This is a genomic window from Mucilaginibacter aquatilis (assembly GCF_009755275.1).
Taxonomy (GTDB): domain Bacteria; phylum Bacteroidota; class Bacteroidia; order Sphingobacteriales; family Sphingobacteriaceae; genus Mucilaginibacter; species Mucilaginibacter aquatilis.
The window spans coordinates 103371-118292 of the sequence record NZ_WQLA01000002.1 but is presented as its reverse complement, the minus strand read 5'-3'; the positions used below and the strand labels follow the sequence as shown (position 1 = coordinate 118292).

Annotated in this window: 11 protein-coding genes and 1 tRNA gene; 5 read left to right on the top strand and 7 right to left on the bottom strand. The window is 42.7% G+C overall.

Translation table 11 applies throughout. From position 1 onward, the window contains the following. Positions 1–5: 5 nt before the first annotated feature. Entirely contained in the window at positions 6–578 is a 573-nt protein-coding gene (locus tag GO816_RS05015) for a Panacea domain-containing protein (protein WP_157540266.1), read from the bottom strand. 367 nt (positions 579–945) lie between these two features. On the opposite strand from GO816_RS05015, the gene GO816_RS05010 reads away from it, so the two are divergent. Next, a complete protein-coding gene (locus GO816_RS05010; protein WP_157540265.1) occupies positions 946–2532 on the top strand; it encodes a TROVE domain-containing protein in 1587 nt (528 codons plus the stop codon). 947 nt (positions 2533–3479) lie between these two features. Here GO816_RS05010 and GO816_RS05005 read toward each other — a convergent pair. From GO816_RS05005 to GO816_RS04995, 3 genes are all read right to left on the bottom strand, one after another. Next, positions 3480–3553 (bottom strand) — tRNA-Asp (locus tag GO816_RS05005). Positions 3554–3615: 62 nt separating this feature from the next. Beyond that, positions 3616–4689, bottom strand: coding sequence for a peptide chain release factor 1 (prfA, locus tag GO816_RS05000; protein WP_157540264.1), 1074 nt, complete (start codon positions 4687–4689; stop codon positions 3616–3618). 252 nt (positions 4690–4941) lie between these two features. Continuing rightward, positions 4942–5346, bottom strand: coding sequence for a hypothetical protein (locus GO816_RS04995; RefSeq protein ID WP_157540263.1), 405 nt, complete (start codon positions 5344–5346; stop codon positions 4942–4944). Positions 5347–5481: 135 nt separating this feature from the next. Between GO816_RS04995 and ku the strand changes: the two genes are divergently transcribed. Beyond that, the gene (gene ku, locus GO816_RS04990; RefSeq protein ID WP_157540800.1) at positions 5482–6246 is read left to right on the top strand and encodes a non-homologous end joining protein Ku; all 765 of its coding nucleotides are present in this window, start codon (positions 5482–5484) and stop codon (positions 6244–6246) included. 3 nt (positions 6247–6249) lie between these two features. Further along, complete coding sequence (ligD, locus tag GO816_RS04985) at positions 6250–8802, top strand: DNA ligase D (protein WP_157540262.1); 2553 nt, start codon at positions 6250–6252, stop codon at positions 8800–8802. A 30-nt stretch (positions 8803–8832) separates the two neighbouring features. On the opposite strand, the gene hisS is transcribed toward ligD, so the two are convergent. Then, complete coding sequence (gene hisS, locus GO816_RS04980) at positions 8833–10200, bottom strand: histidine--tRNA ligase (protein WP_157540261.1); 1368 nt, start codon at positions 10198–10200, stop codon at positions 8833–8835. 116 nt (positions 10201–10316) lie between these two features. On the opposite strand from hisS, the gene trmB reads away from it, so the two are divergent. Together trmB and GO816_RS04970 are read left to right on the top strand one after the other, a co-directional pair. Further along, positions 10317–10967 (top strand): tRNA (guanosine(46)-N7)-methyltransferase TrmB, encoded by a 651-nt coding sequence (trmB, locus tag GO816_RS04975; protein WP_317163589.1) that lies wholly within the window; start codon positions 10317–10319, stop codon positions 10965–10967. A 3-nt stretch (positions 10968–10970) separates the two neighbouring features. Then, positions 10971–11306: an MGMT family protein gene (locus GO816_RS04970; RefSeq protein WP_157540260.1), complete on the top strand. Its 336-nt coding sequence runs from the start codon at positions 10971–10973 to the stop codon at positions 11304–11306. 2 nt (positions 11307–11308) lie between these two features. Here the strand turns inward: GO816_RS04970 and GO816_RS04965 are convergent, their stop codons facing one another. After that, positions 11309–12526 carry a DUF3999 family protein gene (locus tag GO816_RS04965; protein ID WP_157540259.1) on the bottom strand — a complete coding sequence of 406 codons (1218 nt, stop codon included), beginning with the start codon at positions 12524–12526 and terminating at the stop codon, positions 11309–11311. Further along, entirely contained in the window at positions 12507–14894 is a 2388-nt protein-coding gene (locus GO816_RS04960) for a DUF2339 domain-containing protein (RefSeq protein WP_157540258.1), read from the bottom strand. Before GO816_RS04960 ends, GO816_RS04965 begins: the two co-directional genes overlap by 20 nt. Between the last annotated feature and the right edge of the window lie 28 nt (positions 14895–14922).

Below are 14922 nucleotides of genomic sequence, written 5' to 3'. Positions count from 1 at the left end.
AAAGCTTAATACATGTTTTGGTAAACCTCTTTGCTCATAGCCAAGAGTTCTTCATTTTGAGATAATGTTCTATCACTATTCAATGGTAAAAACAAATCATCCGAAATTATTGGAAATGCCCTGTTCCGATCAGCAGTCAACTGTGATTCAAAGCGCTTCCATTCAGGGAACGTATGGGTGTAATCACTCAAATCGAACTCATTTAGATGTCCGTATTCATTGTAAACCTGCTCCAAAAGAGCAAGGTCCGTTTGTGAAAACACCTTACTCTCTAGTTCGCCTATTGAAGAAATATTATAACCTTCCGGCCTAGTTAAATACATATTAGAGTACTCAACTATATCATGCCCAAACCATTCTGATTTAAGGATAATATCTTTTGTCCTCGAAGGGACAGGCCCATTTTTCATTGCCACATAAGTATCATTAGTGATTGATCGTCCATATTTACGTAAGTGCAATTTATCAGCTAAATAAACTAATTTGCCAGCTTTCATGTAGTTGATAGTACCTCCTTCTTTTTGAGCAAAAAAAGTTACTGATTGCACTGACTTTTTAAATTTAAATGAATTTGACATAAAATGTGTTCACAATTGGGATTAATGGGGGTATCAAATATACTAAAAATTTTAGTAAACTACAAGTTATTAACAATATTAACTAGTAAAAGTTCTGCAAGTTACTCATTTCTAGTAGTATTCCTAATGTACGCCCTCCTTGCTGGCGTACGTGTCGCGTGTGCCTTTATCATAATAAGGTTCCCTACTAAATTCGGCAATTCGCAGTACCCTGAACGAAATTCGAACTCGTACAACTCAAAGAATCCGAATCTATCTTTGGTCTAGAAAAAATTTTAACTTTTTTTCAAAATTATTCACCTACGCAAATACACTGCGCAGTGCCACTATTTCTTTGTATCAACATAAAAGAAAAAGGAGGTTCACAATGAAATTCAACCTGTTAAGCAAATTCAAAAACCAGACCGTTAACCACGCAGGTGAAATAGCATATACGCTATCGCCCGAAATGGAGCTGTATACCGCCGTGGTTACCTGGAGCTTAAATGATTCCTTTTATGAAAAAGATGAGACGCGTTTAACACGCCTGCGCCAACTAATATATGCGTGTAAGCCCGAATTTGTGGGTAAGCTGGCCGTATATGCCCGTACCAAAATGCACATGCGTTCGGTACCACTGGTACTGGTAACTGAGTTAGCTGCGCTGCACTCGGGCGATAGCCTGGTTGCCCGGGTTGCCGATGGTGTAATCGGCCGTGCCGATGAAATTACCGAATTACTGGCCTGCTACGAAATGCTGAACAAGCGTACCGGCACTAAAAAGCTGAACCGCCTGAGCAAGCAATTGCAAAAAGGATTAAGCACAGCCTTTAACCGTTTTGACGAATATCAATTTGGTAAATACAACCGCGATGGCGCCATTAAACTGCGCGACGCCTTGTTTTTGGTGCACCCTAAAGCAAAAGACGAATTGCAGCAACTACTATTCAATAAAATAGTGAACGGAGACTTGCAAACGCCTTACACCTGGGAAACGGAGCTGTCGGCCTTAGGTCAGTTTAACTTTGATAGCAACGAGGCCAAGGTCATAGCGTTCCGCACCAAGTGGGAAGAACTGATAGACAGCGGCAAGCTGGGCTACATGGCCCTGCTGCGTAACCTGCGCAACATACAGGAGGCCGGTGTAAGCTACGCGCACTTTGAAAAAGTATGCGTCCGTTTAGCCGATGCCAATGAGGTGACTAAAGCAAAGCAGTTTCCGTTTCGTTATTTGGCTGCCTACCGCGAGCTGGTTAACCCCGCAGTTACCAAAGTTCCTGCGCAAAGCCTGGCAAAAAAACTAACTGCTTTAATTCACGGCGGCAATAAGGGTTATACCGGCGAACTGTTGAATGCATTGGAAAAAGCCGTACAGGCAAGTGCTGCCAACATTAAAGGTTTCGGTTATGAAACCCGCGTACTGCTAGCCTGCGACGTTTCTGGATCGATGCAAACACCGGTATCGGCTAAAAGCAAGGTATTGCTTTACGATGTGGGTTTGATGCTGGCCATGTTACTGCAAAGCCGCTGCAAAAATGTAGAAGTGGGTATGTTTGGTGATACATGGAAAACCATTGCTGTACCGCGTAATAACATTTTAGGTAACGTGCAGGAGTTTTATCGCCGCGAGGGCGAGGTGGGTTACAGCACCAATGGCTACCTGGTTATCAAAGACCTGTTACAGCGCAAGGTAAAAATGGACAAAGTGTTTATGTTTACTGATGCCCAGTTATGGAACAGTTCGTCAACCACCGGCGATTACATACAACCCTTGTGGTTACGCTACAAGGCAGAGGTATTGCCAAGTGCAAAGCTCTACCTGTTTGACCTGAAAGGTTACGGACAAGCGCCTTTGCAAATATTGCGCAATGATGTATACCTGATAGCCGGCTGGAGCGATAAGGTTTTTGAAGTGTTAGCTGCTTTAGAAAACGGAGGTTCGGCATTGGATGCTATCCATAATATAGAACTATAAACCAAGTATGAGGAAGCTAACGCCTCATATTTTAAAAAGAAATAAAAAACATAAGGATGCCGTAGAAACGGGTTACTTCGCTCACCATTTCAGGGGCTGGTCAGTATTGTTTAACTAAACTGTGGGTTCGAGTCCCAAGGCGTGCCCCGGTCCCGCGTTCGCCTGTTGCTCCTTATTACAAAGAAGGTGTCGTAAATAAGTCTTACTTCGCTTGGATCCGCGGCCGGGGCCTTGCTTACGGACGGATAGGAATGGCTTATTGCTTTTTACCCTTCTTTTAAAAAGAGGTGTCGTGAAAAATTATTATTTTGAGTCAGAACCTGAGATGCTCGTCAAATTCATTGGTGTATGGTTAAAAAAAAGTAGGGTGGAGTTAACTACTGAGGTAATTGCCCCTCTTACATATAAAAAAAGGTGTCGTAAATGAGTGTTACTTCGCTGTTAACGTCCAGGTCGCCGGTTCGAGTCCGGTCATTGGCTTAGGCCAGTGTAGCTCAGTTGGTAGAGCAGGAGCACCGCAAGGTGCATTTCACTTGTTGCCTGTTACCCTTTTTTAAGAGATTGAAAAGTTAAGGTGAGTTAAATATGCGCTACTTTGTCTCGCCGGTTCGATATCGGTCGTTGTAATCGAATAATAACTTCATTAGTTGCCTTCTGTCATTTAGCTTATAATGAGAGATGCCGTAGGCGGATGATACTTCGCAGGTTGAAAACATGTAGCAACACATGAACCCGGGTTCGAGTCCCGATACACATCTGCCGATTGTTGCTCTTTCACTTATAGTTTATGCTTTAGTTTAAAATGATCAAAAAATCTACATGGCAAATGGATAAACAAATCCATATAGCAGAATTCCCCTGATGATAAGAACCGACACCTTTGCGCACAAAAAAAGCGCCTAAATCATTGATTTAAGCGCTTTCGGTGTGCCTTGCGGCTCTTTTAGCGGAATGGACGGGACTCGAACCCGCGACCCCATGCGTGACAGGCATGTATTCTAACCAGCTGAACTACCACTCCTCCCGTTTGGGACTGCAAATATAGAAATCACATTTGCTTTGTGCAAGAACTTTTTTTAAAAATTATGCAACTGTTCCTTCTTTCAGTTTTTCGGCATTTTCAGCAAACTGTAATGATTCCATAATCTCTTGTAAATCACCGTTCATAACGTTTGGAAGGTTATAAATAGTTAATCCAATACGGTGCTCGGTAACACGGCCCTGTGGGTAATTATAGGTGCGAACCTTGGCCGAGCGGTCGCCGGTTGATACCATGGTTTTGCGTTTTTTCGACGTTTCTTCCAGGTGTTTTTGAAGTTCAACCTCGTAAATACGTGAGCGAAGTACCTGTAAAGCCTTGTCATAGTTTTTCAACTGCGACTTCTGATCCTGGCACTGCGCCACAATACCGGTAGGTATGTGGGTTAAACGCACCGCCGAGTAAGTGGTATTTACCGATTGCCCACCCGGACCAGACGCACAGAATAAATCTTTACGTATATCGCTTACCTTAAGGTCAATATCAAACTCGTCAGCCTCTGGTAGCACAACTACTGTTGCGGCCGATGTATGAACACGACCCTGCGTTTCCGTATCAGGCACACGCTGCACACGGTGCACGCCCGATTCATATTTCAGCGTACCGTAAGCATCCTCTGCATTTACGTTAAACACAATCTCTTTGTAGCCGCCCGATGTTCCCTCGGTAAAATCAACCAGTTCTGTTTTCCAGCCCATGCGCTCGCAATACCGCATGTACATGCGGTAAAGGTCGCCGGCAAAAAGAGCAGCCTCATCACCACCGGTGCCGCCACGTATCTCAACAATAGCAGGGCGCGCATCTTCCGGATCTTTCGGAATCAGCATTAAGCGTATTTCTTCTTCCTTCTCCTCGCGCTGTGTAATTAATTCGTCCAGTTCCATTTTAGCCATCTCACGAAACTCCTCGTCTTTTTCGGTAGCTAAAATTTCTTTGTTTGTATCAATGTTGCTCAGTATGTTTTTGTAAATTTTATACTGCTCAACAACGGCGGTAAGATCTTTATATTCCTTGTTAAGCTGGGCAAAGCGTTTCATATCAGCCATTGCATCCGGGCTGCTTAGTTCGTTCTCTACTGTTTGCCAGCGGTCACGTATCAGTTCTAATTTATCTAACATGATGTATTATCTCATTTTTTGAAGCCATTATTGCAACTGAGGGATAGCATAGCTTACCCTTAACCTGCAAATGATTGCTTGTTTAAGCGAAGGATTAATATTTACAAAGGCGTTATACGTTAGCCTTTAGTGTAACTGTTAAACCAATGCAAAAAAGTTTACAAAGGTACAAAATGCAGTTCATTAATCATGCAGTTACCTCAGGCTTAACCCGTAAGGCCAAAGTAAAATTGAAGGGGCAGTACGCGTGTACTACGAATTGGCAGCAAAGGCGGTAATAGTTTGATAGTTGCTCTTCATACTGTCGCAAAGCTCAAATACGTTTTGCAGGGCAACCTGCGCTGCTCCCTGGTTTCCCCAACGGCTCAGGCATCGTTCCCAAATAGTTGTAAAGTTGGTTATACTGGCAATTATTTGCACCACATATTGTACCGATGCTTCTGAGCTTTCAAACTCAATTTCATCCAGCACATGCAAATGCTTCATCAAATCGTATACTGAAAAAGGCAGGCGTTTATTAGCAATAACCCTTATGTTGGTTTCGGCAGCGTTAACCCTGGCATCGTATGATGATTCTATATCCACCTTTTGTGCTTCAATATAGGTGAGTACCATCTCTTTCAATGCGCTTTGTATTTGTTGTAACTGAGCATTCATACAGGTAAAGGCAAAGAGTAGTATAACTACAGTTGAAACGATATATTGTTGTATATCAACTTAAACATTCGTTTGTTGATGCAAAAACTCATTGAGCAGTTTAACGGTTATATATACCTAAACGCTGTTGTTATGATGAGGTCTATATGGAAAGGTTCAATTGGTTTCGGTTTGGTAAATATACCGGTAAAACTGTACTCCGCCGTGCAAAGCAGCTCTCTTGACCTGGATATGCTCGACGGGCGCGACCACGCCAAAATCCGTTTCTTGCGCGTTAATGAACATACACACAAGGAGGTGCCTTATGATAAAATTGTACGTGCTTACAAGCTTAACGATGATTATGTAGTGCTTGAGCAGCGCGACTTTGAAGATGCCAGTCCTGAGAAAACGAAGCTTATTGAAATAGAAAGTTTTGTGGAGGCGCAGGATATTAACCCTATGTACTACGAAACATCGTATTACGCCGAGCCCGATGCAAAAAACAGCAAAGCCTATAACCTACTGTTACAAGCCTTAAAAAAGACAGGCAAAGCCGGTTTTGGCCGCTTTGTGCTGCGTAATACCGAAAGCTTATGCATTATACACCCGGTAGAAAACGCTTTGGTGGTAAGTAAGATACGTTTTGCCCAGGAGTTGCGTAATACTGATGACCTTAAACTGCCTGATGCTAACGTAAGTAAAAAGGAGCTTGATATGGGACTTGCCCTCATAAAACAGTATACCGAAGATTTTAACGTATCGAAGTTTAAAGATGATTACACCGACGAACTTTTAAAAATTATTAAAGCCAAAGCTAAAGGCAAACGCCCAACCATTAAAAAGCTTAAAGTTGCCAAAACTAAAGGCGATGATTTATACGAACAGCTAATGCAAAGTCTTAACAAAAAAGGAGCTTAAGCCATGAGTTTAGAAAAGTATGAAGCCAAGCGTAACTTCAAAAAAACATCGGAGCCTAAGGGTGGTAAAAGCGATAATAAAGAACTGCGTTTTGTAGTGCAGCGGCATCATGCCTCGCATTTGCATTATGATTTCAGGCTTGAGTTAGATGGTGTGCTCAAAAGCTGGGCAGTGCCCAAAGGTCCTTCGCTAAACCCCGGTGATAAACGATTGGCTATGATGGTAGAGGATCATCCGTACGACTATCAGTACTTTGAAGGCATTATACCTAACGGTGAGTACGGCGCGGGTATAGTAATAACATTTGACCAGGGTACTTATGAGTCACTAGCCGAAAACCGTAGCGATGATGTGAAGGAGTTACACAAAGGATTGAAGGCGGGTAACTTAAAATTCAGGCTTAAAGGAAAAGTGTTAAACGGTGAATTTGCATTGGTAAAGTTACACAATGCCGATAAGGATGATGACAATTCATGGCTGCTCATAAAGCATAAAGATGAGTATGCCGTAACTAAAAAATTCAGCAGTGAAGATTTGATTCCTGAAAACATTAAGGAACTGAAAAATAACAAGGATGGTAAAGTAAAAAAACTGCCTAAGCATAAATTGCTGAATATTGACTTACCTAAAGCCCAGCCAGCAGCAAAAAAAAAGGAAAATAAGGTAGCAGGCAGTAATGCTGAAGAAAAGGACGTAACTGCCCGCAGGTATAAACCTATGCTGGCTAAACTCGAGCCAAAGATCTTCGACGACAAGAACTGGTTATACGAAATGAAGATAGACGGTTACCGTGCGCTGGGCTATACAGGTAAAGATGCCGCCCTTATATCACGTAACGGCATTGAATTTAATGGTAAATACGAAAAGGTTTTTGAAGACATTAAGGCTTTGCCAAAAGGCGCCGTGCTGGATGGTGAAATTGTATTGGAAGACAACAATGGCCGCAGCGTTTTTCAGGACCTGCAAAATTACGACAGCCAGAAAAACAAGCGCACACTTAAATACTATGTATTTGATTTATTGCGGCTGGATGGTCATGATTTGCGCGAACTGCCGTTGATAAAACGCAAGGAACTGTTGAAGGCTTTTGTTGATACCTTCCCTGATGATACTTCCATTTTTTATATGGAGCATACCGTAGGTAAGGGTAAAGACATGCTGATAAAAGCGCAAAAGCAAGGCTGGGAAGGCGTGATAGGTAAAGATACGCAGAGCGCATATGACGGTGGTCGCCGTTCTGACCGGTGGTTGAAGTTTAAGTTACAAAACTCGCAGGAGGCAGTTATTTGCGGGTTTACCGAGCCAAAGGGAAGCCGTAAGCATTTAGGCTCGCTGGTACTGGGTTTGCAGCAAGGGGAAGATTTAAGATACATTGGTAATTGCGGTACCGGTTTCAATACTGAAAGCTTGAAAGACTTATATGAAAAGCTTGAACCTTTAATTACCGATGAGCGACCCTTTGCCGACAAAATTAATTATCACGGCAAGGTTACCTGGGTAAAGCCCGAATTGGTGTGCGAAGTTTTTTATTCGGAGTGGACAGAAGACGGAAGCATGCGCCATCCGGTGTTTAAAGGTTTGCGTATGGACAAAGAAGCCGGCAACGTTTTACAGGAAACCCCCGACAAGCAACTGGCCGACGAAACTACCGTGACTTACGGCCGCAAAAAAGTTAAGTTAACTAACCAAAATAAGCTGTACTGGAAAAAGGAAGGCATAAGCAAAGGAGAGCTTTTAAACTATTACCGTGACATAGCACCTTATATGCTACCTTATCTTAAAAACAAAGCCTTATCAATGCGCAGGCAGCCTAACGGCATTGATGACCCTGGTTTTTTTCAAAAAGATGTGGATGAAACGCACCTGCCTTCGTGGATAAAAACCGAAAAGCTTTACTCGGAAAGTAATGATAAAAACATAAACTACATTGTTGGCCATGATGAGGCTACGTTATTATATGTAGTAAACTTAGGCAGCATAGAGATTAACCCATGGCTAAGCAGCTATCAAACACCCGATAAGCCTGATTATGTAGTAATTGATGTTGACCCGCACGACGTGCCTTTTACCGATGCCGTAGAGGTGGCCCTTAAAACCCGGGAAATATTTAAACGCATGAAGCTTGAAACGTTTATCAAAACATCAGGCTCAAAAGGACTGCATATTTACTGTTATCTGGGTGCTAAATACGATTATGATTTTGTAAAAATGTTTGCCGAGTATGCAGCAACGCTGGTGCATGCCGAGCTACCCGATATTACCAGCATAGAACGTAGTCCGGCTAAGCGGCCAAACAAAACCTATATTGATTTTTTGCAGAACCGCCGCGGACAAACCATTGCTGCGCCATATTCGGTACGGCCTAAACCTGGGGCAACGGTGTCAACGCCGCTGCACTGGGATGAAGTAAATGATAAGCTTTCTCTTGCTGATTATACTATTTACACCATGCCCGACAGGCTTAAAAACATTGACGACCCCTGGAAAGACATCCACAAAACCAAAGCTGATTTAAAGAAGGCGCTGGAATATTTAAAAGAGCAGGTAGAGGAGTGATGTTATTAATATACATCGCTGCTATTTGCTTTATTTTACGGCCTCTGATACCTGGGCAGCAGAAACTTTTTGCTGCTCGCCGGTTTGCATGTTTTTAAGCGTAATTTCTCCGCTTTGCACTTCATCGCTGCCTATAACCACTACATACGGTATGTTTTTATTATTGGCATAATCAAGCTGCTTTTTAATTTTGGCACCCGCAGGGTATAGTTCAGCATTAATACCGGCAGTGCGCAATTGCTGCAATAGCGGCAGCGCAAACGTTTCGGCCGAAATATCAAACGGGCAAATTAAAACTCGTGTGGTTTGGTTACTTGCTTCGGGGAAAAGCTTAAGTTCTTCTAATACGTCATATATACGGTCGGCGCCAAAAGAAATGCCTGCACCGGTTAATCCTTTAAGGCCAAACATGCCGGTAAGGTCATCATAACGGCCGCCGCCGCCAATGCTGCCCATAACGGTTTCATTAGTTTTAACCTCAAAAATTGCTCCTGTATAATAATTCAATCCGCGGGCAAGGGTAATATCAACTTCAACAGTGGCTTTAAGCAGCGTAAAGCTTTGCAGGTAACCAAATATTGTTTCCAATTCGGCAATACCCTTAAGCCCAGTTTCAGATGCCGAAAGAATGATTTTTAGTTTTTCCAGCTTTTCGGCATTGGCACCCTGTAGTAATATAACCGGTTGCAAACGGTCAACATCTTCCTGGGTAAATCCTTTGGTCAGTAACTCGCTTACCACACCTTCAAGTCCAATTTTATCAAGCTTATCAATGGCCACCGTCATGTCAACTATAAGCTCGGGCTTACCTATAATTTCGGCAATACCGGCCAGTATTTTACGGTTGTTAATTTTGATAGTAAAATCAGTTAGTCCAAGCTTGCTCAACACTTCATCATAAATCAAAATAAACTCGGCCTCATTTAATAACGAGTTTGATCCTACAACATCAGCATCGCACTGGTAAAACTCGCGGTAACGGCCTTTTTGCGGCCTGTCTGCGCGCCAAACCGGCTGCACCTGAAAGCGCTTAAAAGGGAAAGTAATTTCATTTTGGTGCTGCACTACATAGCGGGCAAAAGGCACGGTAAGGTCGTACCGCAGTGCTTTTTCTGATATATGATTAGTAAGCTTGGCATTAGTTGTTGCCAGCCACTCGGGTTGTGCTTTACTTAAATAATCGCCGCTGTTAAGAACTTTAAATATCAACCTGTCGCCCTCATCGCCATATTTTCCCATCAGCGTGGCCGAGTTTTCCATAGTTGGGGTTTCAATTTGCTGATAGCCAAATTTACGGAAAACTGATTTTATGGTGTCGAAAATATAATTGCGTTTTACCATTTCGGCCGGCGAGAAATCGCGCATGCCTTTAGGTACCGAGGGTTTAACAGAAGCCATGCGGCAAATGTAATAATTTTTAACATGCAGGCTGTTTTTACGTTTGGCAGGCTTTGCTGGCAATGCAATGTTTGCGCTTGTTATATTCTTTGTATTTTTGACGTTTTTAAACACAAGTGGGAAAAGATAAATTAAAACGTTTTGCCGAGGTTGACACATTCAGCAATGTGGTACAGTTAGATGCAGGTATTCCTTATAAAGGCAATTGGGCTGCTGAATTTTTTAAAAATAACCAGCCCGTAGTACTTGAGCTGGCCTGCGGTAAGGGCGAATACACCGTGAACCTTGCACAGTTATTTTCGCAAAAAAACTTTATTGGGGTAGATTACAAAGGTAACCGCATATGGCGGGGTGCCAAAACTGCGCTTGAAGAAGGTATTACCAACGTTGGCTTTTTGCGTATCCAGATAGAAAACCTTACTGATTTTTTTGCCCCCGGAGAGGTTGATGAAATATGGATTACCTTCCCTGATCCGCAGCCACAAATAAGCCGGGAAAAAAAGCGGTTAACCGCTCCTCGTTTCCTCGAAAAATACAAGCAGCTGCTTAAACCGGGAGGTTTTATTAACCTTAAAACTGATAACGACGGGCTGCATGCCTACACTGCCGAAAAAATAGAAGAGTTAGGCCTTAAGCTGCATGTAAAAACAGAGGACCTTTATCACTCCCCGTATGCAGATGAAGTGCTTAATATTAAAACTTACTACGAAAAGAAGTATTTAAAGGATAATAAGAACATCAACTACCTTAAATTTTCGTTTGATTAATATATGTGTGCCGCCGATGCAAACTTTAACAATCACGTTTTTGAGGTTGCCCGCCAGGTTCCGCCGGGAAGGGTAACTTCATACGGTGCCATTGCCCGTTTCTTGGGTGCGGGCAACTGGTCGCGCAAGGTGGGTAAGGCAATGGGATTGCTTGATGGTGTTACACCACCCGTTCCTTTTCAGCGGGTGGTAAACAGTCAGGGCCGCCTAACCGGTGACACGGGTGGCATTGAGCACCGCAAAGCCCTGCTGGCAGCGGAGGGTGTAATGGTAACCGGTGACAAGGTGCAAAACTTTAAAACCGTTTACTGGGACCCAGCCAACGAGCTTGATTACTAAAACTACTTATTGCCTTTACCAATTTCCCTCGTCATCTTCAAGGTTAACAGTAATAGTATAAGCAATGCGGCTGCACCTGCTACCCAAATAATCCAAACAGGAATTGTACTTTCCGGCTTTTTAGTACTGTTAATTGAACCGTAAGGTGTAATGTCACTATATCCCACGGCTGGCAGCACATGGTCAATGCTATCTGTGAAATATTGCAGGTCGTAACGCGGGGCAACTGCATTGGGGTTACCGGCAAGTAAGGTATACTTTACACCCTTTTCTAAATAAGCAACTATTGACTGTTGCAGTTGGTAAGCCTTTACTGCCTGTAATGTTAACGCTGGGTTGTCTTCGTTGTAAATTACTAACTCCAGTTTTCTACTTTTAGCTACAAAAAGCAAATCACCAGTATTGGCTGCACTCAGGTTCAACTCGCCAATCCATTCCCTGATTCTTCCGGTAATACTGTAAACCTGCACGCGACGATTGTAGTACTTTGCACCTTCGAACTTTAAGTTCAGTTTATCAACCCGGTAAGGCTTATCAAAATTAATACTTACATACGTAGTATCAGCACTGTTTTTTTGCGTGAAATGGGGGTTGGGCAATTGATCATATTGCGGCCTGCTTTGTTGTTTAAGATAAATGCCGGCCTGTAAAATGTATATGGGAGCTTCTTTCTTATCATTTACCTGTATTTTTATATACCGGTAAGTGCTTGCCGGAAAGTTGAGTAATTGCTCTGTAACGCCATCTTCTGCATTTGATGATGCATCTAGAAGCACATGCTCTTTAATAGCAAACCAGTTTTGCAAATCATCGCTTCCTAAAATGTTTATAGTACGGGTAACGGCAGTATTGCGAAGCTTAATCCACAATTGCCTGATACTTACTTTGGCCGTGTTTTCGGCAATGTAGCATGTTAAAGTATCGGGGCTGGGATTTTTTACTGCCGGTAATGTTTCGTAAGCAGTTTCTTCCTTTACCGGCAAACTATTCCCTGTTATATAGGGTACAGGTTTGCCACGTTCATCGCTTAGCCTAATGTCGGCCATATCTATACGGCACAGTGCCATCAAATTAGGGCCAATACCTATGGTATAAAACCGCGATGTATCAATAGTGGCCAGCTTGGCTTTATACTTATGTTGTTGCTGGGCCATTGCGGCAAAAGCATTTAGTAACAGCAGCAGTAGCCAGGCATATACTTTAACTTGTAGGTGTTTCATTATCGTCGGCAATGATCTTTTTAACTTTTTGATACATAAATGAAATAATGAGCAGCAATACGCCCAAACAGAAAAAGGCAGCTATTTTGCCCGCAGGCGGTATATTGCGTATATCAAAAATAAACAGCTTGAGCAATGTAATTGAAAACAGCGTAAGTGATATAACACGCAGGCTACGCAGTTTATGTCGCATACCCAGCCACATCAGTGCAAAAGAAATAAGTCCCCACAATACAGGCAGCCCGGTTTTAATATAAATTGTTTCAATATGGCTAATTGTTGTAGCCGGTGAGTAAAATATGCTGTTGCTTAACAAACACACCTCGAAACTTAAAAACAGCGTTATAGCAGCAGGCATTAACCATGTGGCAGCAGTGATAGCGCTTTCTTTCAACGTCTCACTAATAGATGTTGTAAGCCTGTAAAACATCATGCCGATGATAACAGCGCTTACCCAATGAGCCGCAAAATGTAGCCGCGATGCACGGTGATGTACCAACAAATCGGCTTGGGTGTAAAAGTAAGATGGTATGTTTAGCAAGTACACTACAATAGCAACCGTAAATATTATAAACCATACCGCCTTGCTTAAACTAACAAAGGCGGCCTTTCTCAATACCAGGTATAACAAACAAGCAAAGGCTGGCACATAAAGCATAAGGTATGTAGTGTTTAGCGATGTGTTACCATATCTGTTTAAAAACTGGTGGTTAATTTCAAGCAGGCCGCTCATAAACAATAGTATAATTGCCGCGTACTTGAAGTGGTTGTGATTTAGGCGCAAGCTGTAAATCTCGGGATGATCATCTTTGGCCATAAATATGCTTACCCCGTATGAGCCCAAAGCTGTAACCAGTGTAGTAATAAAGCCTTTATTAGCAATTACATTCAAGGTAAGCAGTGGTGATGAATATAAAAGAGACCAATCCAGCAACAGGCTAATGAGCATAGCTCCCCACAAAATGATTGAGGTTAGCCGCATAAGCTTGATGCCAGATTTTAGGTACAGCCAATACAACAATACGGTTTCGGCAGCCCAAAACATAGTAATATAATGTCCGTGCAACTGTATAGGGGCTGTAAGCGAAATAAAGGTTAACGTAATGCCAATAAGCAGGTAAAGCACATTGCTATCGGTTTTACGCAGTTTAAATAATATAAACGATAGCGCAAGATTCATAACTGCAAGGCTTGCCGAGAATAAGCCGCGCAGTTCTGCGTGTTGCATAGCAGTAAGCAAGTACAGCCCGGCAGCAAAGTACAAGGAAGTATTGATTAGCAAAATGCTGAAATCAACCCCTATGAAGGCTTTGTTTTCTTTAATGTTGTTAGCAACGTTTATTGCAAAAAACATTAGATACAAAACAGTGCAATACCAAAATGCAGCAACGTAAACTGTAGCAGGCATGGCTAACAATACAGCGCTGCAAATAATAACGGTTAGGGCAAATGATACAATGTTAAGTATACGCCAAAGCTTGTAATAGGCAATGGCGAGTAGCCCGGCGTTTAATATAATAAGGTAAATGAACAGCGCATGATAGTTGCCGCTGCCATTGCTAACCATAAACGGGCTGGCTAAACCGCCCACCAGCGCAATAACAGCCAGTTCCTGCCGGTTGTATAATAGAGATAGTACTACGGCAAAAACGGTAATTATAATAAGAATGATGAATGCTGCCGTTTGGTTAAAGAGGTGAAACTGATGGTAAGCCAGCGTTATAGTAAAGTAAAATACCGCCAGGCCTCCGCCTACAAGCACCGAGCTAAATGATTTAAAAGTGTTGCGTAGCCTATGCGCAATGCCTACAAGTATTGCACCGCACAATACGCCAATTCCAACGCGGCCTACCGGGCCAACCCAATTATTGTCAATAGCATATTTTACAAAGTAGCCAATAGCTAAAACCAATATGGCAATGCCAATTTTGTTGATGAGGTTTTCGCCAATAAATTTTTCAAGATCGGGGTGGCGTTCAAAAAAGGATGGTTTGGGTATACGCGGCTCTGCAACGGGCGGCTGAGGTTTTGGTTCTTGGTAAACAGGTGGCTCAATGCGAGGCGCAGGTATGCTTTCCTCCTTCGGTTTGTAAATTTCCTGAGGTGTTGTCTGCGGAAATATCGGCGTTTCCGGAACCTGAGGCTTAGGTTGAGGTGCAGGCACGGGCACGGGCTCTGGCGCCTTAACTTCAGGTTTTATTTCAGGAACCGGGGGTGGGGTATAAGGCCGGTCTATAAGTTGTTTAATTAAACGCTGTAATTCTACTACCTGAAAATGGAGCTGCTCAATTTTTAATTCGTAAGCGCGCTTTTGCGAAATTATGAGGTATATAATGAAGATGATAAGAACGGTATACAGAAATTCCATGTTTAGGATAGGTTTATTTATAAAGATA